Origin of the sequence: Methylacidimicrobium sp. AP8 (assembly GCF_903064525.1) — a bacterium.
Lineage (GTDB): Bacteria > Verrucomicrobiota > Verrucomicrobiia > Methylacidiphilales > Methylacidiphilaceae > Methylacidimicrobium.
Map to the genome: position 1 here is coordinate 49,430 of NZ_LR797830.1, position 20,469 is coordinate 69,898.

At 64.7% G+C, this 20,469-nt stretch carries 16 protein-coding genes and 2 tRNA genes; 8 read left to right on the top strand and 10 right to left on the bottom strand.

What is annotated here, in order from left to right:
- The first annotated feature begins 86 nt into the window (after window positions 1-86).
- The 3 genes from MTHMO_RS00210 (at window position 87) to MTHMO_RS00220 (ending at window position 4,124) form a co-directional block, all read left to right on the top strand.
- Entirely contained in the window at window positions 87-1,172 is a 1,086-nt protein-coding gene (locus MTHMO_RS00210; protein ID WP_202212993.1) for a hypothetical protein, read from the top strand.
- Between the two features lie 112 nt (window positions 1,173-1,284).
- Entirely contained in the window at window positions 1,285-1,998 is a 714-nt protein-coding gene (locus MTHMO_RS00215; protein WP_202212994.1) for a metal-dependent hydrolase, read from the top strand.
- Window positions 1,995-4,124, top strand: a complete 2,130-nt coding sequence (locus tag MTHMO_RS00220) for a thioredoxin domain-containing protein (RefSeq protein ID WP_202212995.1) — start codon at window positions 1,995-1,997, stop codon at window positions 4,122-4,124. Before MTHMO_RS00215 ends, MTHMO_RS00220 begins: the two co-directional genes overlap by 4 nt.
- Here the strand turns inward: MTHMO_RS00220 and MTHMO_RS00225 are convergent.
- Window positions 4,101-5,120 (bottom strand): quinone-dependent dihydroorotate dehydrogenase, encoded by a 1,020-nt coding sequence (locus tag MTHMO_RS00225; RefSeq protein ID WP_202212996.1) that lies wholly within the window; start codon window positions 5,118-5,120, stop codon window positions 4,101-4,103. The two genes, MTHMO_RS00220 and MTHMO_RS00225, sit on opposite strands and share 24 nt — an antisense overlap.
- A 119-nt stretch (window positions 5,121-5,239) precedes the next feature.
- Between MTHMO_RS00225 and MTHMO_RS00230 the strand changes: the two genes are divergently transcribed.
- Window positions 5,240-5,848: an RNA ligase partner protein gene (locus MTHMO_RS00230; protein WP_202212997.1), complete on the top strand. Its 609-nt coding sequence runs from the start codon at window positions 5,240-5,242 to the stop codon at window positions 5,846-5,848.
- Here the strand turns inward: MTHMO_RS00230 and MTHMO_RS00235 are convergent.
- Together MTHMO_RS00235 and mnmE are read right to left on the bottom strand one after the other, a co-directional pair.
- Window positions 5,795-6,889, bottom strand: a complete 1,095-nt coding sequence (locus MTHMO_RS00235) for an RNA ligase (RefSeq protein WP_202212998.1) — start codon at window positions 6,887-6,889, stop codon at window positions 5,795-5,797. The two genes, MTHMO_RS00230 and MTHMO_RS00235, sit on opposite strands and share 54 nt — an antisense overlap.
- Before the next feature lie 97 nt (window positions 6,890-6,986).
- Window positions 6,987-8,315, bottom strand: coding sequence for a tRNA uridine-5-carboxymethylaminomethyl(34) synthesis GTPase MnmE (mnmE, locus tag MTHMO_RS00240; protein ID WP_202212999.1), 1,329 nt, complete (start codon window positions 8,313-8,315; stop codon window positions 6,987-6,989).
- A 184-nt stretch (window positions 8,316-8,499) separates the two neighbouring features.
- Here mnmE and priA point away from each other — a divergent pair, with 184 nt between their 5' ends.
- The gene (gene priA, locus MTHMO_RS00245; protein WP_202213000.1) at window positions 8,500-10,803 is read left to right on the top strand and encodes a primosomal protein N'; all 2,304 of its coding nucleotides are present in this window, start codon (window positions 8,500-8,502) and stop codon (window positions 10,801-10,803) included.
- A 12-nt stretch (window positions 10,804-10,815) separates the two neighbouring features.
- On the opposite strand, the gene MTHMO_RS00250 is transcribed toward priA, so the two are convergent.
- Together MTHMO_RS00250 and glgA are read right to left on the bottom strand one after the other, a co-directional pair.
- Window positions 10,816-11,373: a peroxiredoxin gene (locus tag MTHMO_RS00250; protein ID WP_202213001.1), complete on the bottom strand. Its 558-nt coding sequence runs from the start codon at window positions 11,371-11,373 to the stop codon at window positions 10,816-10,818.
- 148 nt (window positions 11,374-11,521) lie between these two features.
- Window positions 11,522-13,249, bottom strand: a complete 1,728-nt coding sequence (gene glgA / locus MTHMO_RS00255; protein WP_237394661.1) for a glycogen synthase GlgA — start codon at window positions 13,247-13,249, stop codon at window positions 11,522-11,524.
- Window positions 13,250-13,357: 108 nt separating this feature from the next.
- Here glgA and MTHMO_RS00260 point away from each other — a divergent pair, with 108 nt between their 5' ends.
- From MTHMO_RS00260 to MTHMO_RS00270, 3 genes are all read left to right on the top strand, one after another.
- Entirely contained in the window at window positions 13,358-13,993 is a 636-nt protein-coding gene (locus tag MTHMO_RS00260; protein WP_202213002.1) for a lytic transglycosylase domain-containing protein, read from the top strand.
- A gap of 98 nt (window positions 13,994-14,091) precedes the next feature.
- A tRNA-Arg gene (locus MTHMO_RS00265) sits at window positions 14,092-14,165 on the top strand.
- 13 nt (window positions 14,166-14,178) lie between these two features.
- Window positions 14,179-14,249: transfer RNA gene (locus tag MTHMO_RS00270), tRNA-Gly, on the top strand.
- Between the two features lie 281 nt (window positions 14,250-14,530).
- Here MTHMO_RS00270 and MTHMO_RS00275 read toward each other — a convergent pair.
- From MTHMO_RS00275 to MTHMO_RS00295, 5 genes are all read right to left on the bottom strand, one after another.
- Window positions 14,531-15,922 carry a glutamate decarboxylase gene (locus MTHMO_RS00275; RefSeq protein ID WP_202213003.1) on the bottom strand — a complete coding sequence of 464 codons (1,392 nt, stop codon included), beginning with the start codon at window positions 15,920-15,922 and terminating at the stop codon, window positions 14,531-14,533.
- Window positions 15,923-15,960: 38 nt separating this feature from the next.
- The gene (locus MTHMO_RS00280; protein WP_202213004.1) at window positions 15,961-16,965 is read right to left on the bottom strand and encodes an exopolyphosphatase; all 1,005 of its coding nucleotides are present in this window, start codon (window positions 16,963-16,965) and stop codon (window positions 15,961-15,963) included.
- Window positions 16,962-17,312: a hypothetical protein gene (locus tag MTHMO_RS00285; protein WP_202213005.1), complete on the bottom strand. Its 351-nt coding sequence runs from the start codon at window positions 17,310-17,312 to the stop codon at window positions 16,962-16,964. The genes MTHMO_RS00280 and MTHMO_RS00285 overlap by 4 nt, the downstream gene beginning before the upstream one ends.
- The gene (gene clpB, locus MTHMO_RS00290; protein ID WP_202213006.1) at window positions 17,309-19,915 is read right to left on the bottom strand and encodes an ATP-dependent chaperone ClpB; all 2,607 of its coding nucleotides are present in this window, start codon (window positions 19,913-19,915) and stop codon (window positions 17,309-17,311) included. The genes MTHMO_RS00285 and clpB overlap by 4 nt, the downstream gene beginning before the upstream one ends.
- A 64-nt stretch (window positions 19,916-19,979) precedes the next feature.
- Window positions 19,980-20,354 (bottom strand): DUF423 domain-containing protein, encoded by a 375-nt coding sequence (locus MTHMO_RS00295; RefSeq protein ID WP_202213007.1) that lies wholly within the window; start codon window positions 20,352-20,354, stop codon window positions 19,980-19,982.
- Window positions 20,355-20,469 lie beyond the last annotated feature (115 nt).

Sequence of the window (20,469 nt, forward strand, 5' to 3'; positions counted from 1 at the left end):
AAATTGGGCTTGCGGGAACGGTCCCCAAGGGGAGAGGCGCTTGTAAGCGCAGGGTCTGGTGGCGGGCTGGTGTATGGGTTGACGGAATGATTTCGATTTCCCAGGAACGCTCCCGCCTTCTTCTCGATAGGCGGCAAGCGATGTCTGCGCGCGCAAGATCCTTGCGGCGGTTCCTGGTTGCCGCAGCCGTGATCGGCGCTCTTTGGGCGGCGTCGGAAGCGAAGGCCGAAGAACCGGTCCCGGCACCGGAAAGACGGATCGTGCGTTTCGAGGATCTCCCCGGGCTCGAAAAGCGGGAAGGGCCTCACCCAAGAAACGTCTGGGTCTACGGTAGGTTTACCGCTCGCATGCCGGTATCCGGCGGAGTCTTTCTCGCCTCGGTAAACGAAGGCGTCAATCTGCCGGATTGGGAAGAAAACTTCAGCTTTCTAAACAACCCCGGAGATTTTGTGTTTCGGCGGGTGGTTTTCCGAACCAACCAGCCGTTGCCGGAGATTCGGAAGGGGACCAAGCTCGCGGTATCCCGGGACCGGCCGGCGAAGCTTTTGGAGGTCGCGCGAGTCGACGGCATCATCGCCCGCCTCGCCCTCGAGAGCGCCCCGACGATCGAGTCCCAGGACGGTGCGGGCCGAGCGGGCGCTTGGCCGCCGAAATCGAGGGCGGGGAACGGGGCAGGAGGCTATCCTCCCCGGAGAATCGTCCCGTTCCGGGAGCTTGGCGCGATCGCCAAGGCGGAAGGCGTCCATCCGGAAAATGTATGGACCTGGGGGAGGTTCAGCGCGCGCTCGAACCTACGCGAGGGGATCGTATCCGCCACGCCGGCGGGAATGGAAACCCGGCGCGCGCTGGAAACGGGGATCAGCGCGGCGTTGACCTTCTATTTGCCGTACTTGGCATACTTGGTGGTCGGCGCGGAAGAGCCGGTCCACCGGGTAATCTTCCGTGTGTATCAACCGAAGACGATACAATACGGCGACTTGATCGAAGTTACGAAGGAAAGTCCGGCCCGCGTGAAGCGGATCTTCACGGCCGGAGGAATCCTCGCCTGGCTCGACCTCGATCCGCCGGTCCCGGTCGCGATCCCGGTCGAATTGGGAAATAGGGGGCGGGAATCCGCGTCACCCGCTGCTCTGCTGCGGGGAGGATCTCCCGAGCGGGTCGCGGCGGAATAACCGCGGTACGCCGGCGCGGCCTCCTGCGCGCAAGAGGGGGGGCGGGGTCAAAAGGGCCCGCTTCCGAGCCCGCCCTTGTTCCGAGCCGGGGCGGGCGGTTAGACTGGTCCACATGGAGGTCGTCTACTACGGACATTCGTGCTTTGTCCTGGAAATCGGCGGGGCGCACCTGCTCTTCGATCCCTTTCTCAGCGGCAACCCGCTCGCGGCCGGCCTAGACGCCCGGGAGATCCCGGCGGACTACGTTCTCCTCTCGCATGGCCATGCGGATCATATCGGCGATGCCCCCGAGATCGCCAAGAGGACCGGAGCGCTCGTCATATCGAGCTTCGAAGTGGCCGAATGGCTAGTCAAGCAGGGGGTCGAGCGCGTCTACGCGATGAACCTGGGCGGGAAAAAGCGGTGGCCCTTTGGCTTGGTCCACTACGTTCCGGCTTTCCATTCGAGCAGCCTTCCGGACGGCAGCTACGGGGGACCGGCGGGGGGATTCGTGATCCGCGCGGCCGAAGGAACAATCTACTATGCCGGCGACACCGCCCTTTTCGGGGACATGAAGTTGCTCCGGGAGATGCATCATCCGATCGCCCTTGCCATCCTTCCGATCGGTGACACCTTCACGATGGGAGTGGAGGAGGCGATCCGGGCGGCGGAGCTCCTCGAGTGCCGGAGTGTCCTTGGAGTGCACTACGATACCTTCGAGGGCATTCGTATCGATAAGCAGGCCGCTCAGGAAGCCTTCGCCGCTGCGGATCTCGACCTGCATCTGCTGCCGATCGGCGGGAAGCTGACCGTTCCGCAGGCGAAGAGGACTTTGGAGGCCGGATGAATCGATTGGCGACCGCCAGAAGCCCTTACCTCCGGCAGCACGCCGGGAACCCGGTCGACTGGTATCCATGGGGGAGCGAGGCCTTCGCCAAGGCGAAGGCCGAAGGGAAGCCGATCTTTCTCTCCGTCGGCTATGCCACCTGCCACTGGTGCCATGTGATGGCCCACGAATCCTTCGAGGACGCGGAGGTCGCCGAAAGGCTCAATCGGGCCTTCGTGCCGGTCAAGGTCGATCGCGAGGAGCGGCCCGACGTGGACCAGGCGTACATGACCTTCGTCCAGGCGACCACGGGGCAGGGGGGCTGGCCGATGAGCGTCTGGCTCACCCCGGACCTCGAGCCGTTTTACGGAGGGACCTACTTTCCGAAGAACGACCGCTGGGGACTGCCGGGGTTCCTGTCCGTTCTCGACCGGATTGCGGATCTCTGGTCCCGCCATCGGGAGGAGCTTGTGCGCCGGGGAGAGGAGGTCGCAGCGCGGCTCCGGGAGGCCTTGGCGGCGGGCGGCTCCGGGCCGGTGGATGGAGAGCGGGCGGTGGAGCGCGCCTTGGAGGAGTTTTCGCGGACGTTTGATTCCGAATGGGGCGGCTTCGGGCCCAAGCCCAAGTTTCCCCGGCCGGCCGCCCTCCACTTCCTTTTGCGTTACGCAGCGGCCCGTGCCGGCCGGCCGGAGGGCAGACGCGCCTGGTCGATGGCCGAGCGGACGTTGGAGATGATGGCCCGCGGGGGCATTCGCGACCGGATCGGGGGGGGCTTTCACCGGTATTCGGTGGACCGTTTCTGGCAAGTGCCCCATTTCGAGAAGATGCTCTACGACCAGGCGCAGCTGGCTTGCTCCTACTTGGAGTGTTTTTGCGGCAACGGGGATCCGCGCTTCGCGTCGGTCGTCCGGGAGATTCTCGACTATCTGTTGCGCGACCTCGAGCTCCCCGACGGAGGATTCGCCTCCGCGGAGGATGCGGACAGCGTCCCTCCGGAAGGGGGGCCGGCTCGGGAAGGTGCCTTTTATCTTTGGACCGGAACGGAGATTGCGGAGCTGCTCGATCCGGCGGAAGCGCGCCTAGCCGGCGACCTGTGGGGTGTGCGGCCCGAAGGAAACATCCCGGCGGATGCGGATCCGCACCGCGAGCTGGCCGGAAAAAACATTCTCTTCGAGCGGGAGCCGATCGAGGAGGTCGGGCAGCGGCTCGGTCTGTCCCCAGAGGAAGCGGAGCGGAAAGCGCGGGCGGCGGCCGCCAAGCTCTTTGCCGCTCGCGAGCGGCGGCCCCGGCCTACGAAGGATGACAAGGTCGTGCTCGGGTGGAACGCCCTTGCCGTTTCGGCTCTGGCCCGAGCAGGGCTATGCCTGGATGAGGAGCGCTACCAGGTCGCTGCGGAGCGGACGGCACGGTTTCTCCTCAGCCAGCTCTTCGATGCCGCGACCGGAAAGCTCTTCCGTCTCTATCGGGAGGGGCGGGGCGAGGTCGAGGCCTTTGCGGGGGATTATGCGATGCTGGTGCAAGCGCTCCTCGATCTTTTCGAGCTGACGCAGGAGGCCGAGTGGGTCGAAAGGGCATGCTTTTTTCAAGATCGGATGGAAGCCCTGTTCCGGGATCCCGCATCGGGCGGCTACTGGACGAGCGAAGAGAAGAGAAGCGAGATTCCGTTCCGGATTCGGGAGGAGCACGACGGAGCCGAGCCCGCCGCCATTTCGCTGGCGGCGGCGAACCTACTGCGCTTTTCCGCCCTGCTGCCCGAAGAAAGGTGGCCGGGACGGCTCGACGAACTCTTCCGGGCCGAAGCCGGCCTGCTCACCCAGGCGCCTGGGTCCCTCCCGCAGCTTCTGGCGGCCTATCTCGACTCGACCCGGCCTCCGGTATCGGTGGTCATCGTCGGCGCTCGCAGCGATCCGCGAACCCGAGCCCTTCTGGCGTCCGGAGCCGGCATTCCCACCTCCCGCAGGCTTCTTCTGGCCGTCGAGCCGGGAAGGCGCTACCCTTTCCTGGGGGAAAAAGAGGAGTTTTATCTCTCCCTCTCTCTGCGGGCGGGGGCTCCGGTCGCCTATCTCTGCCGATCCTTTTCCTGTTCGGAGCCGATTTCCGATCCCGATGCTCTCCGGGAGCGCTTACGGGAGGCTCCGGCCCTGTAGGAGTCCGCGGCCGATCTCGCGGGCGAAGAGCGGCCCCCGAAAGACAAAGCCCGTATAGGCTTCGAGCAGGCACGCCCCTGCGTCGAGCTTTTCGCGCGCATCACCTGCCTCGAAGATTCCGCCGACGGCCACGACGGGCAGTCGGCCCCCGCTCTCCCGAACCAGAAACCGGATTACCTCGGTGGATCGCTTGGCCAACGGTCTGCCGCTCAGCCCGCCGATAAGCCCCCGAGGACCCGGGGCCGGCAGGGTGTTCGTCGCGACCAGGCCGTCGCAGGGCGCCGACAGCACCGCTTCCAGGACGCCTCCGAGCTCCTTTTCTCCCAGATCCGGAGCGATCTTCACCAGAACGGGCTTGGCGGGCGGAGGGGTGTTGGCGGCGGCCACCGCCTCCAGCAGCATCCGCAGATGGGACTCCTGCTGGAGGGAGCGAAGCCCCGGGGTGTTCGGCGAGCTCAGGTTAAGAACGAAAAAGTCGCCGTAGGGACGGAGGAGGGCGAAGGCCCGCGCGTAGTCGGCGGCGGCCTGATCGAGCTCCGTCCGCCGCGATTTTCCGACGTTAATCCCCACCGGAAAGCTCGGCCATCTCCCGGCGTTGCGAAGTCCGGCGAGCCGGCGGGCGACTCGCTCCGCGCCCTCGCTTGGGAATCCGAGCCGGTTCCAGAGCGCCTCCGAGCGGGAAAGGCGCCGGAGGCGGGGCGGAGGGTTCGGTTTTTGCGGATCTGGGGTGACCGTGCCGATCTCGCAGAAACCGAAGCCCAATGCTTCCCATGCCCCGAGGGCCACACCGTTCTTGTCGAACCCGGCTGCGAGTCCGAGCGGGGTTGAGAAACGAAGCCCCCAGACCGTCCGCTCCAGACCGGAGGGGAGCGGAGAGAGGGCCCGCTGCAGCATCGATTGCACCCGGACATCGGCGCAGAAAGCCAGTGCGAGATGGTGGGCTCTTTCGGGTGGAAGAAGAAAGAGGAGGCGGCGCAGGAGCGAGCTGTAGAGCATTCGGACAGTCTCGGGAAGCTCAAGGCCGTTGGCAATCCGCAACCCGTGGAAGCGGAAATACCAACAAACGGCTGGATCGCCGCCGCCCGGCATCCTAGTCTTGCGCGCTGGTGGGGCCCATGTACCGGTTCGTCCTGGATACGAGCATCTTCACCAATCCGGACGTCGCCTCCCAGTTCGGAGAGGACGAGGCGGCGGTGGGGGGCTTCCTCGATCTGGCTCGCAAAGTGCCTGCGGACTTCTTCATGCCGCTCTCCGTCTACGAGGAGCTGCGGAAGATGCGGGACCTCGATCCGCTGATCGGCTACTTCGAGTCGGTGGTGCGGATCCGTTCGCCACGGAGATCGGATCTGCAGATTCCCGGGGATTTCCTTTACGACTTCATCGATGAGGTCCGGAAACGGATCGACCATGGTCTGCGCATCGCCGAGGAGCACGCCAAGCTGGCGGGAGCAGCCGCCGAAATGGGACAGCTCCTCCACCAGCTCCGGGAGCGCTACCGGGAAGCTCTGCGGCGGGGAATTCTCGACAGCCGAGGAGACGTCGATGTGGTTCTTCTCGCCTTCGAAATCGACGGGAGCCTGGTCGCGGCCGACCATGGGTTGCGGAAGTGGGCGGATCGGATCGGGGTCGCCGTGGTCGACGCACGCCACTTTCGCGACCTGCTCCGCCATCTAGTCGAAACGAAGGGAGCCGCCGAGGGCGTTGTGGAGAAATCCGGTGGTTGAACGGTAGAGCTTTTCGAAACGCAGAACCCAGAATCCCGCTTCTTTTTCGAGCGAGACCATGCGCGTGTCTCCTTCATGGCCGGGGATCCGCGCCATGTTCTCGAGAAGCCGGAGAGCGTTTTCGCGGTCATGGAAGCGGCAGACGAACGATCCCACACAGCGGCCTCGCCGAGCCGAGCCGATTCGCTCGTGAAGGGCGGAAAGAAAGGCCTCCCCTAGGCGTCGGTTCCACTCTTCCCGATCGGGCGCTTCGATGTCCTCGAGAAAGAGCGCCAACCGCAAGACCCGTTCCGTGAAATACTCCGGGGGGACATCGAGATAGCGACGGGACATGGAAGAGATATCCGCCAGCTCGGCGCTGCCCGTCACGTATTTGGCGCGGAATCCTCGAAGAGAATCCTCCTTGAGGACGACTCCTTCCCGGCCCTCCGCGTCGAGCCGGAGGAGGATATCCCGCAAGGATCCGAGCTCCCCGGCTTCCAGCCGACCGTGGCCGGGCACCTCGGGGAGGCGGAAAGATCGGGCGATCGCCTGTTTCTCGCGCACCGGGAAAAATCCTTCCGTGCCTTGCTGCATCAGATCGAAGAGGAAGAAGCCGACTCCTTCGGGCACCAGAGGGGAGCTGCCTTCGACATAAGGGGTCTCGGGCCCGGTCACTTCGCCGCAGAGAATCCATTCCGGATGTGCGGAGAAAACGGCGGGATCGATCAAATCGGCGATCCGATCGGTCGTGAACGGGCAGATCAGTCCGCCCCGAGTGGCGGCGTAAAGCGCATCGCCGGCGCGGAAGATACGGACGTTGTAGCCGTCGACCTTCTCTTCTACCCAGAATGGGCCGTGAAAGAGGGAACGGATGCCCGCCAGAGTCTGTACCCGCCCGATCTTCGGATAGCCGGGAACGACGACTCCGTCCGCCAGCAGAGTGCCGCGCGGCCATCCGTGCCAATCATGGAGCAGCCGGGTATACGTCCAATCGCCGAAAGACTCGCGCTTCGCCTTTTTTTCCGCGACGGCCGCATGTATCTCGGACTCGGGGATCATTTTCGGCCTTCGGTCTGCTTGGAGCATTATGAAGCGCCGGCGGCCGCAGGCAAACTCCCGCTGGCCTCCCGCTCCGCGGCAGATCTGCAGGGAGGGATTACTTCCCGATGCAAAACCGCCGGAAGACCTCGTCGAGAATCTCCTCGCTTGTCACCGCGCCCGTGATCTCTCCCACCTCCTGGAGAGCCGTGCGCAACTCCAGGCACCAGAGCTCGCAGGCGAGGCCGGCCCGAAAGGCATCGGCGGCTTGGTCCAGCGCCGCGATCGCACGTCGCAAAGCGGCTTCCTGCCGCGCGTTGACCGCCCCTCCCGCAGCAGCGTCGGGCCCTAGGGCCGCGATTTCCCGGGCTAGGAGCTGATCGAGCTCGGGCATCCCTTCGCGAGTCAGCGCGGAGACGCAGAGATGGTAGCGGTGCTCCGGGTGAACGCCCAAGTCCGATTTGTTGGCTATCCGCAAAAGCCGCTGATGGGGAAGAAGGGGGATGGGGGCGGAGACATCGGCATCCGGCGGCTCCGAAGCGATCGAGACGTGGAGCACGATATCGGCGGAGCGGACCGCCTCCTCCGCCCGGAGCACCCCTTCCGCCTCTACCGGGTGTTCGGCCGTCCGCCGGCCCGCCGTGTCGATGAGCCGGACGGGATATCCCGCGACCTGGCAGAGGGATTCGATCGTGTCGCGGGTCGTGCCCGGATGCGGAGAGACGATTGCTCGGTTCTGCCGCAGGATCGCGTTGAAGAGGCTCGATTTGCCGACGTTCGGAGGGCCTTCCAAGACGACGGTGATTCCCTCGCGAAGGAGACGGCCCATGGGCGCGGTTCCCGCCAGAGCGGCCAGCTCGCTCCGCAGCCTGTCGATACGGCGGAGCATTTCCTCCCCGACCTCCGGATCAATGTCCTCGTCCGGAAAGTCGAGGAAGGCTTCCGCGTGCGCAATGAGCTCCAGAAGCTCGGCTCTGGCATCCGCCAGCTTACGGCCGAGCCTCCCCTCCTGCATCTGCTGAGCGACAACCAGGCTGCGAAGGCTGCCGGCATGAATGAGGTCTGCAATCGCCTCGGCCTGGGTCAGATCGAGCTTGCCGTGAAGGAAGGCGCGCTGGGTGAACTCTCCGGGAAGAGCCGCCCGGACGCCTCGGCTGAAATAGGCCGCCAGGATCCGGTCGACCAGCAGCGGATTCCCGTGGCAGGAGATTTCGACCATCTCTTCGCCCGTATACGAGCGGGGCTGCTGCCAGTAGAGAAGGACGACGTCGTCCAGCTTCTGCTCTCCGTCCCAGAGTTCCCGGTACCAAGCCTTTTGCGGGAGCCAGGAAACCGGCTTCCGCAGCAGAAGTTCGGTGATCCTCCGGGATTCCGGGCCGCTGATCCGAATCACGGCCAAGGCCGCCGGTGCGGCGGGAGTGGCGAGTGCCGCAATGGTATCGTTCATCGGTTGCCGCGCAAAGGCGGTGAATTCTCTTGCCGCGCGCGTCCGCTGCCCGCCGGGCGAAGAGGCTGGCCGCGGAAGAGGCCGGCGGCGCTCCATCCTCTGGTCCTGACCATACTCGTCCTGTCGGCGGGCGGCAAGCGGACCCTAAGAAGGAAGTTGGTGGGAGCTTTTCTGGCGGGATACGATGGCCGCGTCCCGAACCATGCCGAACGAGCTCTTGGAAGGAAAACGGCCCTCCGCCGCTCCTCGAGGTTCCATCGCCCGAGTTCTCTTGGAGAGAAAGCGGGATTGCCTGCTCGACTATGCCGTTCCCGAACGGCTCGCCGGCCGGGTTGAGATCGGTTCCCACGTTCGGGTTCCGTTGCGGCGGGCGGAGACCACGGGCTGGGTCATCGATTTTCCGGCCGAGCCCGCCGTCGAGGGATTGCGCGAGCTGGCCGGAATCTGCTCCGACGCTTTTCACCTCCCTGCTCCTCTCCTGCAACTCGCCGCGTGGGTCGCCGACTACTATTGCGCTCCTTTGGCCGCCTCTCTCGCTTGCATTCTGCCCGCTCCGGTCCGGCGGGCGCGCGCACAGGAGCGGTTGCGGGCCGTCTGCCTTGGCGAAGCGGACCCAGAAGCCCTCGAGCGGATCGGCTGCTCTCCGCGCGAAAAGGAGGCGTGGATGCGGCTGCGCGAGCTGGGATCTGCTTGGCTCTCCGAGCTCTGCACCGGCACGGGAATCGGGCCGCAAGTCTGGAATCGGCTCGCAAAGCGCGGACTCATCGACCTGCGGAAGGCGGAGCGACGGCGGCATCCGTTGGACGTCCCTCTTCAAAAAAACGAGGTCCTTCCGATCTTGACCGCGGATCAGGCGGCGGCGTTCGACTCCGTTCGGCGGGCGATTCGGGAGAACGCGTTCTCCGCGTTCCTTCTCTTCGGAGTTACCGGCAGCGGGAAGACGGAGATCTATCTGCGGTCGGTGGCGGAGGCGCTTGCCCAGGGGCGGTCCGCGCTGATTCTTGTTCCGGAGATCGCCTTGACCCCGCAACTCGCCGAGCAGGTGCAGAGCCGGTTCGGCGATCATCCCGGCAGGGTGGCGCTCTGGCATAGCCGGCTTTCCCCTGGAGAGAGGCACGACCAGTGGCGGGACGTTCGCTCCGGGCGTGCGCGCATCGTGCTCGGCGCGCGCTCCGCCGTTTTCGCTCCGTTGCGCGATCTCGGGCTCATCGTCGTCGACGAGGAGCACGAGCCCGCCTACAAGCAAAGGGAGACTCCGCGGTATCACGCGAGGGACGTCGCCGTAATGCGCGCCCGCCGGGAAGGGATTCCGGTAGTCCTGGGCTCCGCCTGCCCCTCGCTCGAGTCCTATGCCAACGCCCTTGCGGGCAAATACCGGCTCTTGGAGTTGAGCAGCCGCGTCCAGGACCGCGCCCTTCCTTGGGTCCGGATCGTCGATCTGCGCAGAAGAGGCAAACGGCGGAATCCGGCGGCCGACGCCAAGGAGACCAAGGAAGAAATCCCTTGGCTTTCCCGCGAACTCCGGGAAGAGCTGGGGAAGCGACTGGCGCGGGGGGAGCAAGCGATTCTCTACATTAACCGGCGGGGATATGCGCGGGTTCTCCAGTGCGCGGGGTGCGGCGCCGTCCGGGAGTGCCCGGATTGCAGCGTCGCCTTGACCTATCATCGCGCGGCCGGAAGGCTCCGTTGCCACTTCTGCGGCCACCACGAACCCTACCCCGAAGCATGCTCCGCCTGTTCCGGAAAGCGCTTCGACCTGCTCGGAACCGGAACCGAACGCGTCGTCGAGTCGGTCGAGCAAGCGTTCCCCTCGGCCCGGGTCTTGCGGATGGATTCGGATTCGATGTCCCGGAAGGGCTCCCTTTCGGAAGCCTTGGCGGCTTTTGCCGCCCGCCGCTTCGACATCCTGGTCGGCACCCAGATGGTCGCCAAAGGACTCCACTTTCCCGGGGTGACCCTGGTCGGGATCATCCAAATCGACGGGCTGCTGCACATGCCCGACTTCCGCTCGGCCGAACGCGCCTTCCAGCAGCTTGTCCAGGTCGCCGGCCGCTCCGGCCGCGGGGAAGAGCGAGGCGTCGTCTTGATCCAGACCCGCTGTCCGGTGCACCCGGCGATCCAGTTCGCCCGGCACCACGACTATCGCGGCTTCGCCGAGCAGGACCTGGAATTTCGGACGTCGCTCGGCTATCCGCCGGCGTTGCGCCTGATCCTCCTTACTTGGAAGGGCCTAAAAGAAGATCTGTGCCGGCGGACGGCGGAAATCGAGGCTGCGGAGATCCGGCGAAGGCTTGAAGGATCCGCGGAAGTCGGCCCGGTGGTGCCCGCCCCGATCGCCCGGCTTCAGGGCGCCTTCCGCTTTCAACTCCTTCTTAAGACATCGCGGATCGCCGAGGCCGCCCGCCGCCTTAAGCAGTGGCTAGGGGAACGCGGCCGCCGGAAGGAGGCCGACCTCATCGTGGATGTCGATCCGGTCGAGTTCCTGTAGCCTGCCGGTTGCTCAGGCGGCCGCCGGCCTGAGGAACTCTTCTCCCTTCCGCCAGTTGCAGGGGCAGAGCTCGCCCGATTGCAAGGCGTCGAGCACCCGCAGCACCTCCTCCGGGTTGCGTCCGATCGAAAGGTCGTTGACCGAAACGAACCGGATGACGTTCTCCGGGTCGACGATGAAGGTCGCCCGGAGCGCGACCCCCTCCTTCCGATCGAGGATGCCGAGCGCGCTCGAGAGCTCCCGCTTGATATCGGCGAGCATGGGAAAAGGAATATCCTTCAGCTCCGGGTGGTGGAGCCGCCAGTTGAGGTGGACGAACTCGCTGTCGATCGAGACGCCGTAAAGGACGGCGTGGCGCTCGGCGAACTCCTTCATCAGCTTGCCGAATGCGACCAGTTCGGTCGGGCAGACGAATGTGAAATCCTTCGGCCAGAAAAAGAGGACCTTCCATTTGCCGCTGTGCGTCTGGTCGGAAATCTCGGTGAATGCCGTGTCGAGCTTCAGGCCTTCCGGCCCCCCTTGGACGGCTTTCAGGGTAAACTTGGGAAACGGATCGCCCACTGTCAGCATGCTGGCATCTCCTTTGCGTCTCTTTTGGTTTAGGGTGTTGTGCTTTAGGACATAACAAGAAGGCGGACAAGCGGTCAATTCCCGGTGCCCGCCCTGCGGAGGGGCGGATCGCATCCCCGGCGGCCGCCGCCGCTTGTCCAAGAAACCGCTATCCGGCGACTTCCGCCGGATAGCGACGGTGCCGGAGCGCTTCGGTGTAGACCTCTTCGTACTGCCGCGCGGCTTCCGACCAGGGAAAAAGCACCTTCATCGCCTCGGCACGGAGCGCTGCCAGGGTCGAGGGCGAGCTTTTCCAGAGGCGCAGAGCGCGCCGGCAGGCGGCGGCCAGCCCCGGCCCGGTGGGATCGAAGAAAAGCAGGCCCGTGCCGCGGCGCGTCTTGTCTTCCAGATCGATCACCGTGTTCTTGATCCCTCCCGTCGCGCGTGCCACGGGGATCGAGCCGTAGCGCATCGCGTAGAGCTGGCTTAGGCCGCAAGGCTCGTAGAGGGAAGGCATCAGAAAGAAATCGCTTCCCGCAAAGATCCGGTGGCTCAGCTCCTCGGAGAATCCGATCGAAGCTGCAACCTTGTCGGGGAACTCGCGGGCGAGCCAGCGTAGAAACTCCTCGAACTCCCGTTCCCCCGATCCTAAAGAGACGCACTGGAACGACTCCTCCCGGAGAAGGGAAGGAAGGGCTTCCCGAACGAGGTGGATTCCCTTTTGAAGATGGAGGCGGCTGACCATGGCGAAGAGCGGCAGGTCAGGCCGAACGGGGAGGCCGAAATGACGTTGGAGCGTTTCCTTGCACCGGGCCTTCCCGCTTAAGTCTTCCACCGAGAAGTTCGCCGGAAGAAGCGGATCGGTGCTCGGATCCCATCGCGTCTGGTCGACGCCGTTGAGGATGCCGCGCAAGCGGCTTCGCCGTTCGGACAAAAAAGGGGCGAGCCCGCAGCCGCCGACCGGCTCGAGGATCTCTTCGGCGTAAGCCGGGGAGACGGTGGTCAGAAAGTCGGCATCGTGAATGCCCGCCTTGAGCAGGTTCACCTGGCCGTAGTCCTCGATGAAGTCCGGCCGGAACCGGTCCCACTCCAATCCGAGATAGGGGAGGACGGCGGATCCGTACTTCCCTTGGTGGCCGACATTGTGGATGGTCAGCACGCTGATGCTGGCGCCGAAAGGCGACAGGAGATGCGGCCAGGCTTTGAGAAAGACCGGCACGAGCGCCCCCGGCCAATCATGGACATGAAAGACGTCCGGTATCCAGGCCAGAGACTTGCAGATTTCCAGGGCGGCCTTCGCAAGGAGGGCGAACCGGAACGCGTTGTCCGCGTACTCTCCGGACGGCTCGTCATAGACGCCGGGCCGTCCGAAATAGTTCTGGTAATCGATGAGCCACACCGGGACCCGCTCGGCTCCCAGGACCGTTTCCCAGACGGCGATCCAATGTTCCTGCCCATCCCCCATGTGCACGCAGCAGGAGCCGAGGAGGCGGGCGGAAGCCTTTTCGCGGTCGATTGCGGCATAAAAGGGGAGAACGATCCGTACCTCGTGGCCGCGCCGGGCGAGCGCCGATGCGAGCCCTTCGACGGCGTCGCCTACTCCTCCTACCTTCACCAGCGGCGCGCATTCCGCGGCGACGAACAGGATCTTTCTCCGGTTCTCCGCGGCAGAAGCCGACTCCGGCCTGCGACGAGGGCCCGCCGCGCCAGCGGAGCTCTTCCGCCTGCGCCGCGGCTTTTCGATTTGGCCCGGAACCGCTTCGACCGCCTTGGCGTGCAAGCCGACCTCCGCGTGCTGGGCTTTCTGGTCCTTTCCCGGAGACACGGTCGGTTCCGACCGCTTCCGCCCCGGTCGACGCTCTTTCTTGCTCGATCGCTCGGATGGTTGCAGGGCCATGATTGGATTCTCTGCCCATGAGCGAAGCGGCGGCAAGCTTTTGTCGAGCGGCGCCCCGACTACCGGCAATTGGCTTGCGTGGTCCGGCGGGCAAGGGAAAATGACGGAATGCGCCGGGCATTATTGTCGGCCGCCGCCCTCGTCTTTCTCTTCCTGCTCGGCTATTGGGCTTGGCGAGGCATGGTCCTGCGGGAAGACAGCCGCTACGAAGCGCAGGTCCGGCAGGCGGCCGCGCGCTACGGGGTCGATCCTCTGCTGATCCGCGCGGTCATTTGGGAGGAGACCGGATTCCGCCTGAACAAGGTGGGGCGTGTCGGCGAGCTCGGCCTCATGCAGGTCCGTCCCACGACCGCCTTCGATTGGGCTCGCAGCGAGAAGCGGACCGATTTCCGGCCGGAGCAGCTTGCCGATCCCGAGATCGGTATTTTGGCCGGAAGCTGGTATCTGGCTCGGGCGCTGCGCCGCTGGAAGGATACCGACAATCCCCCCGTGTTCGCCCTGGCCGAATATAACGCCGGACGCCGGAATGCCCTGCGTTGGGTCGACCCGGCGCATCCGAAAAGCGGCCGCGCCTTCTTTGCGCGCATCGATTTTCCCAAGACAAGACAGTATGTGCGCGAAATCCTGGATCGCTATGCTTTCTACCGCGGCCGCCCGCCATGGGAGGCCTGCCGTAGCCTCACGTCGCGGCCCGGCCGGGTCCGGAAAGGAGAGGAGGCCGTGGCCGACTCGGCGCGGCCGTAGCTTCCCGGGAGCGCACCGGCGGATCCGCGAACAAAGCAGGAAAGAAGAAAAACGGGTTGCCAAGCCCGCGGCCCGGTGCATGATGAAACATTGTCGCAGGGCCCTTAGCTCAGCGGATTAGAGCGTCTGACTACGGATCAGAAGGTCGTAGGTTCAAATCCTACAGGGCCCAGGCCGGAAACGCTGCGGGTGTAGTTCAATGGTAGAACGGCAGCCTTCCAAGCTGCATGCGAGGGTTCGATTCCCTTCACCCGCTCTCTCGGCCGGCCATGCGACGGATCGCGTTCTCCCGCTGGATATGGCCGGGTTTCGCCGGCGCTCGTGAGTTCGGCTGCGGATGGGCGAGGGGCAGCCGGCCGGAATTTGTCACAAGCTTTTTCCTGCGGCTTGCAAACCGGGCTTCCCTGCTTTGCCTTCGCTTGGTTTCCCATCCTCGCAGTACGTCTTCGTACAGCTTCCGGTGGAAACCCTGCGCCCCGCCTTGCACCTAAGCCCATTTCCGGCGCCCTCGGCTACACAATGGGTGAGAAATGGCCGCTAGTGAGCAAAGCGGTTCGCCCGCTTGCGCCTTTCCGAAGGCGTCGCCGGCTTCCCGGCGCCGGTCTGGACGGCCCAGTGAAGGTCTCTTAAGAAATGGTCCGCCATGTCTCGGGAAAAGCCCTCCCGCACGACGATGCGCAGGACCGAAACGGTTTCGGCGTCGGGAGGCATCGTATAAGCCGGCACCTGCCATCCGCGTGCATGAAGCCGCTCGGAAAGGGAAAACGCCGACAAGGGCGCCGGTTCCTTGAGCCGGAAGGCGAAGGTCGGCAACTGCGAGCCGTCGCTGACCAGATCGAACGGACCCATCTTGGCGATTCGGCCGGAGAGAAAGAGAGCGGTTTCCCGGATCGCTTTCAAGATCCGGGTGTATCCCGTGCGGCCGAGGCGGAGAAAGTTATAATACTGGGCGATGACCGGAGCGCCGGGGCGGGAGAAGTTCAAGCCGAAGGTCGGCATCTCGCCTCCCAGATAATTGACGCGAAAGATCAGCTCTTCGGGCACCGCTTCCTGGGAACGCCAGAGCACCCATCCCACGCCGGGATAGACGAAACCGTACTTGTGGCCCGATACGTTGATCGACTGGACGAGAGGGAGCCGGAAATCCCACCGGAGATGGGGATCGAGAAAGGGGGCGACGAACCCGCCACTGGCCGCATCAACATGGAGGGGGACTTCCCACCCTTTCGTTTTCGCGATGGCGGCCAGAGCGTCGTGAATCTCCTCGATCGGCTCGTACTCTCCCGTCATGGTGGTCCCGAGAATCCCGATCACCCCGATAGAATTTTCGTCGACGTGAGCGGAGACCCCGGCCGGAGTCGTCACGTAGCAACCGGGGGTCACCGGGATCAGCCTCGGCTCGACTTCGAAGTAGCGGCAGAACTTTTCCCAGACGACCTGGACATTTGCCCCCATCACTAGATTCGGGCGATCGGCGGGCAGCCCGGAGGCGAGGCGTCGCTTCCGCCAGCGCCATTTGAGCGCCAAGCCCGCCAGCATCGCCGCTTCCGAAGAGCCGATCGTCGAGGTTCCCATCGGATTCTCGCCGGCCGGAGCGTGGAAGAGATGGCCGAGGATGCTGACGCAGCGCTGCTCGATCTCCGCGGTCTGAGGATATTCGTCCTTGTCGACCAGATTCTTGGCGAAACTCTCCGCCATCAGGTCGCGGGCCTGCTTTTCCATCCAGGTCGTGACGAAGGTAGCGAGGTTGAGCCTCTCTTGCCCGTCGAGCAGGAGCTCGTCGTGGATGAGCTGATAAGCGATCTCCGGAGGCATCTCCCCGTCCGGCAGGCGGTGGCGCGGCGCGGGCTGGCTCATAGCTCTCTGCGCGTACGCGGGGGATAGGAAGGATTCCGGAGCTTCGGGGGGATGGGAGATGACTTTGTGCATAGTGTGGATCCGATGGCCGGATGGGTCCTTTTTGCGTGTCAGATCTTCCGTAGCCGCTCGACCAAGCCGTGGCGCAGCCCACGCACGCTGACGGTCAAGCGATCGATCCCTAAGGCGGCGAGCGTAGAAAAGAAGACCGCGACTCCCGGGACAAAGATATCCGCCCGCCTGGCGGGAACGCCGGGAAGTTCCTGCAACCGGTCGAGATCCAAGCGCGAGAGATCTTCGAGAAGGCGCTCGAGGGTCTGGGCGGTCGCCGAGAAAAGATGGATCTTCTCGACATCGAATTGTCGAAGCTCCTGAAGCAGGGCGGCGAGCGCTGTGGCCGTCCCTCCCACGGCGATCAGCGTGCGGTCGCGGGCGGAAAACTCCCGCAAGGCCTCCCGAAGCTGCTTCTCCAGGGTGAGGAGCATCGTGGCCAGCGACTTGCTTCCGATCGGAAATTGCGAGATGAACCGGTCGCGGAGGCGGATGCAACCCAAGGGTAGGCTCAACCGCGCGCCGACCGCGCCCGCCCGGCCTTCCGTCCACTGTGAGCTGCCGCCGCCTACATCGGCGACCAGCAGTTCGCGGTTCCGGAGCGCAGGGTCGGCGGCAACGCCCTGGAAGGTGGTCTCCGCTTCCTCTTCGCCCGAAAGCAAGAGAACCGGACAGTCGAGAAGGTCGCCGACCTGCTTGAGGAAGCGCTTTCGGTTCCGGCTGTCGCGCACCGCACTGGTGGCCGCCGCGATTCGGCGCCCGGCCCGCCACCTGTCGGCGGCCTCGCGGAGGGCGCGCAGCGCGTCCACGGTCTGCTCCACGGCTTCTTCGGACAGCTCACCCGTGGTAAGCACCCCTTCGACGAGCCGGGTCGTAAAGCTGCGGTGGTCGAGGACCCGCAAGTCGCCGCCGTCCCATTCGGCAACGAGGAATTTGATCGAATTGCTTCCGATGTCGAAGACCGCGTATCGGGCTGCGGCGGGTGCTTTCCCCCCGTCCGCGGGAGCCGGGATGACATCCGGCCCGCCCCCTTTGCAAGCGCAGCCAAGCAGTTCGTTCGTCACGACGGCGTCTCCTCGGCCTCCTGGGATGCTTCTTCGAGAAGCTCCTCCAACTCGCCGATCAACTGGTCGATCCTCCGCAAGTCCTTCCTGCGCCCCTTTTCCGGGACGATCGACAAGGATTCGAGCTTGGCGGCGGCCTTGGCCAAGAGCCTCTGCTCCCGCTTTCCCGGAAGCCGACCGGCTCGATCCAGCTCACGAACGGTCAGGGTCAACTGGCGGATCTCCCGCTGCAGGCGCGCGACGTAGTGCGCGGCGGTCTCATCGAGCAAAAAGGAGAGGGAGGCCAAGCCCCGCTCCACTTCGCTTGAGCGCCGCGGGCGCGCGAGCAATCGGGGGAAGTGCTTCATCCGTTGCCCTCCGGCTTCGTCCGGAAGAGAAGCTGCCCGTTGTTCCAATCGATCGTGAGCGCGGTCTTGTCCGGAATTTCTCCGGAGACGATCTTGCGGGAGAGGGGAGTCTCGATCTCCTTCTGGATGACCCGCTTTAGCGGGCGTGCCCCGTAAGTCGGGCTGTATCCCAAGCGGGCGAGATGCTCCTTGGCGGCCGGGGTCAGCTCGATGGTGATCGACCGCTCCGCCAATCGCTTGCGCAGCTCCTCGAGCTGCAGATCGACGATCTTCTGGAGCTGCTCCATCTGCAGAGGCTTGAAAAGCACGATCTCGTCGAGCCGGTTGAGAAACTCCGGCCGGAAATGGGCGCGCAGCTCCTCCATCACGCGGTTCCTCACCGGCTCCGGAATCTCCCCCGAAGGGCCGATCCCTTCGGTCAGATAGACGCTGCCGATGTTGGAGGTCATGACGATGATGGTGTTGCGAAAATCGACCGTGCGGCCTTGGCTGTCGGTGAGCCGGCCGTCGTCGAGGATCTGGAGGAAGACGTTGAAGACGTCCGGATGGGCTTTCTCGACCTCGTCGATGAGGATGACGCTGTAGGGCTTGCGCCGTACCGCCTCGGTCAGTTGGCCCCCCTCTTCGAATCCGACGTACCCCGGAGGGGCGCCGATTAGGCGAGCAACCTGATGCTTTTCCATGTACTCGCTCATATCGAGCCGGATCATGTTCTCCTCGCTATCGAAGAGCGCTTCGGCCAAGGCCCGGGCGAGCTCGGTCTTCCCCACGCCGGTGGGCCCCAGAAAGAAGAACGATCCGATCGGCCGCTTGGGATCCTTAAGGCCGGAGCGGGCGCGAATCACGGCGTCGGCGACGGCGGCGACCGCCTCGTCTTGCCCGACCACTCTCTGGTGAAGGATCGAATCGAGCCGCAGCAGCTTCTCCTTTTCGCCCTCCAGAAGCTTGGACACCGGAATCCCGGTCCAGCGGGCGACGACTTCCGCGATCTCCTCCGGGGTCACTTCCTCGCGCAAAAGCCTTCCCTCCGCTTGTCCCTTAGCGAGCTTTTCCTCCAGCTCCTGGAGGCGCCGCTTCAGCTCGGGAATCCTTCCGTACTGGAGCTCGGCCACCCGGTTGAGATCGTACGACCGTTGGGCGATTTCCATCTCGTGCTCGGCGGCCTGGAGCTCTTCTCGCACCTTCTGGAGCGCGCCGATCGCCCCCTTCTCCTCTTGCCATCGAGCGCGGACCTGATCCCTTTCGCTCCGCAGGTTGGCCAGCTCCGCCTCGAGAGCTTCGAGGCGCTTGCGCGAGGCCTCGTCGCGCTCCTTTCGGAGAGCTTCCTTTTCAATCTCGAGCTGGAGCACGCGTCGCTCCAGCCCTTCGAGCTCCTCCGGCATGCTCTCCATCTCGGCCTTCAGCTTGGCCGCCGCCTCATCCATCAGATCAATCGCCTTGTCCGGGAGGAACCGATCGGTGATGTATCGATGAGAGAGCACCGCCGCCGCCACCAGGGCGCTGTCTTGGATGCGCACCCCGTGATGGAGCTCGTACCGTTGCCGCAACCCCCGGAGAATCGAAATCGTATCCTCCACGGTCGGCTCGGAGACAAGAACCGGCTGGAAGCGGCGCTCCAGAGCGGCGTCCTTCTCGATGTACTTCCGGTACTCGTCCAGGGTCGTGGCGCCGATGCAGTGAAGCTCTCCGCGCGCCAGGAGCGGCTTGAGCATGTTGCCCGCATCGATCGCGCCCTCCGCCTTGCCGGCTCCCACCATGGTGTGGATCTCGTCGATAAAGAGAATGATCTGCCCTTCGGCCGCCGTCACTTCCTTGAGCACCGCCTTGAGCCTCTCTTCGAACTCCCCCCGGTACTTGGCTCCGGCGATCAGCGCCCCCATGTCGAGCTGCACGATCCGCTTGCTCTTCAAGCTCTCCGGTACGTCGCTGGCCGCGATCCGCTGTGCCAATCCTTCGACGATGGCGGTCTTGCCGACTCCCGGCTCGCCGATCAGGACCGGGTTGTTCTTCGTCCGTCGCGACAGGACCTGGATCGTGCGGCGGATCTCCGCATCGCGCCCGATCACCGGGTCGAGCTTCCCTTTTTTCGCGAGTTCCGTCAGGTCTCGCCCATACTTCTGGAGCGCCTCGTAGGTCTCTTCGGGGTTGGGACTGGTGACACGCTGGTGGCCGCGAACTTCCGTCAACGCCTGCAGAAAGGATTCCCGATTGACGGCCGCCTCGCGAAGGAGGCGGCCGGTGACCGTGGAGGAGGGCTCCTCCAGAAGTGCCAGCATCAGATGCTCGACGCTGACGAACTCATCCTTGAGCCGCTTGGCCTCCTCCTGCGCCTTGACCAGGGCTTCGCGAAGACGCTGGGTGATATAGGCCCCGGTGTTGGCGCCGGTAACGCGCGGCAGCCGCAAAAGCTCCTGGCCCAGGCGCTCGCGCAGCTGGCCGACGTCGACGCCCGCACGCTCCAGCAAGCGGGGAACGAGCCCCTGGCCGTCGGCCAAAAGAGCCTCGCAGAGATGCTCCACATCGACCGACTGGTGGGAATGGCGAACGGCTAGATTTTGCGCTTCGGCGATGGCCGCCTGCGCTTTTTCGGTGAATCGATTCATAGAAAAGGCCCGCTGAAGGGAAAGTAGCGGAGGCCGCCGGGAAAGTGCAAAACTTTTGGTACGGCTAGGAAGCTGGCGCGGGCTTACGGAAAAGAGCTTCCAGCCCCACTGCGAGCCAGCCGATGCCCAAGAGGCTTCCGCCGAAGGGTGTGACCCGGGTCCAGCCGGCGTTTCCCGTGAGAACCCACGCGTACAGGCTTCCGGAGAAGAGCACGATGCCGAGCAGGAAGCAGACGGAAGAGACGGCGAAAGCCTTGGGGTGGCGGCTTAAGGAGAGAAGGGCTAAAACGTGGACGAACTGGTACAAGACAGCCGTTTTCCAGGTATCCAGCGCGTGGGGGGAGCCGGGCGAGAGAGAAAGACGGTGCGCGCCGTAGGTCGCCGCGGCGATCCCGAGGAAACCGAGCAGACCCGCGGAAAAAGCCCGAAAACGGTTCATGCCATAAACCTACAGGTGGAAAAGGGGTCCCGTATGCGGGATTTGTCCGCGAGGGACCCCTCTTCTGTCGAGCGGATTTTCGGCCGCCGGAATCGCAAGGGACCTTTCCCGGCCG

Bases quoted from the DNA above. Each gene is read 5' to 3' on its own strand.
- priA (WP_202213000.1), top strand. From the start codon at position 8,500: ATGGCCGCGTCCCGAACCATGCCGAACGAGCTCTTGGAAGGAAAACGG.
- MTHMO_RS00275 (WP_202213003.1), bottom strand. From the start codon at position 15,922: ATGCACAAAGTCATCTCCCATCCCCCCGAAGCTCCGGAATCCTTCCTA.
- MTHMO_RS00295 (WP_202213007.1), bottom strand. From the start codon at position 20,354: ATGAACCGTTTTCGGGCTTTTTCCGCGGGTCTGCTCGGTTTCCTCGGG.
- clpB (WP_202213006.1), bottom strand. From the start codon at position 19,915: ATGAATCGATTCACCGAAAAAGCGCAGGCGGCCATCGCCGAAGCGCAA.
- MTHMO_RS00220 (WP_202212995.1), top strand. From the start codon at position 1,995: ATGAATCGATTGGCGACCGCCAGAAGCCCTTACCTCCGGCAGCACGCC.
- MTHMO_RS00260 (WP_202213002.1), top strand. From the start codon at position 13,358: ATGCGCCGGGCATTATTGTCGGCCGCCGCCCTCGTCTTTCTCTTCCTG.
- MTHMO_RS00225 (WP_202212996.1), bottom strand. From the start codon at position 5,120: ATGCTCTACAGCTCGCTCCTGCGCCGCCTCCTCTTTCTTCTTCCACCC.
- mnmE (WP_202212999.1), bottom strand. From the start codon at position 8,315: ATGAACGATACCATTGCGGCACTCGCCACTCCCGCCGCACCGGCGGCC.
- glgA (WP_237394661.1), bottom strand. From the start codon at position 13,249: ATGGCCCTGCAACCATCCGAGCGATCGAGCAAGAAAGAGCGTCGACCG.
- MTHMO_RS00250 (WP_202213001.1), bottom strand. From the start codon at position 11,373: ATGCTGACAGTGGGCGATCCGTTTCCCAAGTTTACCCTGAAAGCCGTC.
- MTHMO_RS00210 (WP_202212993.1), top strand. From the start codon at position 87: ATGATTTCGATTTCCCAGGAACGCTCCCGCCTTCTTCTCGATAGGCGG.
- MTHMO_RS00285 (WP_202213005.1), bottom strand. From the start codon at position 17,312: ATGAAGCACTTCCCCCGATTGCTCGCGCGCCCGCGGCGCTCAAGCGAA.
- MTHMO_RS00215 (WP_202212994.1), top strand. From the start codon at position 1,285: ATGGAGGTCGTCTACTACGGACATTCGTGCTTTGTCCTGGAAATCGGC.
- MTHMO_RS00230 (WP_202212997.1), top strand. From the start codon at position 5,240: ATGTACCGGTTCGTCCTGGATACGAGCATCTTCACCAATCCGGACGTC.
- MTHMO_RS00235 (WP_202212998.1), bottom strand. From the start codon at position 6,889: ATGATCCCCGAGTCCGAGATACATGCGGCCGTCGCGGAAAAAAAGGCG.